The organism is Flavihumibacter sp., assembly GCF_036676075.1.
In the GTDB taxonomy this organism is placed as follows: domain Bacteria; phylum Bacteroidota; class Bacteroidia; order Chitinophagales; family Chitinophagaceae; genus Flavihumibacter.
Genome location: NZ_JAKFDQ010000004.1, coordinates 1 through 2,280, shown reverse-complemented (window position 1 = coordinate 2,280; position 2,280 = coordinate 1). Strand labels below are relative to the sequence as shown.

At 42.9% G+C, this 2,280-nt stretch carries 3 protein-coding genes; 2 read left to right on the top strand and 1 reads right to left on the bottom strand.

Features of this window, described 5'->3' with window-relative positions:
* Nucleotides 1-88: 88 nt before the first annotated feature.
* Nucleotides 89-1,108, top strand: coding sequence for an IS21-like element ISAba8 family transposase (istA, locus tag V6M43_RS00050; protein ID WP_332731993.1), 1,020 nt, complete (start codon nucleotides 89-91; stop codon nucleotides 1,106-1,108).
* Nucleotides 1,108-1,881, top strand: coding sequence for an IS21-like element ISAba8 family helper ATPase IstB (gene istB / locus V6M43_RS00045; protein ID WP_001053379.1), 774 nt, complete (start codon nucleotides 1,108-1,110; stop codon nucleotides 1,879-1,881). Before istA ends, istB begins: the two co-directional genes overlap by 1 nt.
* A gap of 57 nt (nucleotides 1,882-1,938) precedes the next feature.
* Here istB and V6M43_RS00040 read toward each other — a convergent pair whose 3' ends face one another.
* Nucleotides 1,939-2,109: a hypothetical protein gene (locus V6M43_RS00040; RefSeq protein WP_332731992.1), complete on the bottom strand. Its 171-nt coding sequence runs from the start codon at nucleotides 2,107-2,109 to the stop codon at nucleotides 1,939-1,941.
* Nucleotides 2,110-2,280 lie beyond the last annotated feature (171 nt).

Below are 2,280 nucleotides of genomic sequence, written 5' to 3'. Positions count from 1 at the left end.
TGTTAGCGGCAGTGTAAAAATGACCCCCTAATGGCATTTAAAAACTGACCCCCTTGGTTAATATAGCGGTCATTTTGGACTGCTCAACATGTTAACTTTGGAGCAAGCAGTGACAATCCAAATTCTTCATCAACAGGGTAAATCTATTAAAGCTATTACTCGTGAACTGGGGGTGTCCCGAAATACCGTGCGTAAATATTTACGGCAGAAGGAAACACCTCAGTATCAGCGTATACAGCCTAGAATAAGTATCCTTGATCCATATAAACCCTATTTACTCCATCGTGTAAATGCAGCACATCCTGAATGGATTCCTGCCGTTGTGCTCTACCAGGAAATTTTAGGGTTGGGATATCCAGGAAAGATCAGGATCTTGAGGGAATATCTTGCAACATTAAAACCAGTTGCCAAACTGGAGCCAGTCATTCGTTTTGAAACCCAACCTGGCCAACAAATGCAGGTGGATTTCACCACAATTCGACGCAACAACACGACTTTGAAAGCCTTTGTCGCAACATTAGGGTATTCCAGAGCGACTTTCGTGAAATTTTATGATCATGAACGTACGGATGCATGGATCGATGGTCTGGAAAATGCATTTCAGTTCTTTGCAGGAGTACCTCAAGAAATCCTGTTTGATAACGCTAAAACGATCATGATTGAACGGGATGCCTATCAGGAGGGGCAGCATAAATGGAACCCCAAACTGCTCGATTGCGCCAAGAAATACAGCTTTCGTCCCCGCGTATGTAAGCCCTACCGTGCACAGACCAAAGGCAAAGTTGAACGCTTTAATGGATACCTCAAATCAAGCTTTATTGTGCCATTGAAAGCAAGCCTGAAGACTTCGGGTTTACTGTTAGATGTTGATGTCGCCAATGCCCATATTGGCCGGTGGCTGCATGAAACCGCCAATCAGCGGATTCATGCCACCACGCAAGAAAAACCGGCTGTTCGACTGCAACAGGAGCAGCAAAAATTTACGCCATTACCGCAATCAGATACAGGTTCCAGCACTGTACCTGTTGCAGCAGCAGAGCATGTCATGCCCTACGAGAGTTTGCAGCATCCCTTATCGGTATATGACCAGTTGCTGGGAGTTTCCTGATGAATCTGCAATACGACCGTATAGAGCAGCTTTGCCAAAAGCTCAATCTGCCTGCCATCGCATCACAATGGTCACATCATGCACAACAAACATTAGGTCAGGATGGAAGTTATGCCGACTTTGTTGAAGCGATCTTGACGCATGAATATGCTGCAAGGCAACAGCGCAGCCAGCAGGTACTGATGAAACTCTCAGGCCTGCCTCAAGTCAAAACCCTGGAAGACTATGATTTTAATTATGCCCTAGGGGCCCCTAAATCACAGGTGATTGAACTGTTCAATCTGAGCTTTATTGCTAGAGCAGAAAATGTGGTGTTTCTCGGGGCTAGCGGAGTAGGAAAAACGCACTTATCTATGGCATTAGGCTATAAGGCCATCATGAACAACATTAAGATCAAGTTCATTACCGCCGCCGATCTCATGCTGCAACTAAGTACAGCCTACCAGCAAGGTAAACTGAAAACCTATATGCAACGTGCGGTACTGGGACCAAAGTTACTGATTATCGATGAAATTGGTTATTTACCGTTTGGACGTGAAGAAGCGAATCTGTTCTTTAACGTGATTGCCAAGCGTTATGAAAAAGGCAGTACGATATTGACGAGTAACTTACCCTTTAGCCAATGGTCTAAGTCATTTGCGGATGATGTTACGTTGACCGCTGCGATGTTAGATCGGCTATTACATCACTGTCATGTGGTACAGATATCGGGTGAGAGTTATCGTTTGAAGGATAAAAAAAGAATTGGGATTCAGCCGCAGGTTGAAACTTAATACGAGATCAAAGGGGTCAATTTTACTTCGCCATTTTTAAGGTAAAAGGGGTCAATTTTAAAATGCCGTTGACAACTCTTTTGATGTCATTTTATAAGTATCAATATTATTCTCTGAATCATCCATTGAATTTCTTTCATCATAGCGAATTGTATTTAAAGCATAACGAACTATATATTGCTCTTTACCGTCTTCAGTTTTTAGAGTTTGTTTTATGCTTAGATCCAAAAGGATACCATTGGCATATAACTGAACCGTACCGGGTTTGTCGGAGACTTTTTTATTTAAGTTAGGCCACCTGACCTAACGGGTTAATCTTATCATAGTACATTGCTTCAAACTCAAAAGGCGATACATAACCCAGTGCACTGTGTACACGCTTTTTATTGAACCAATCTA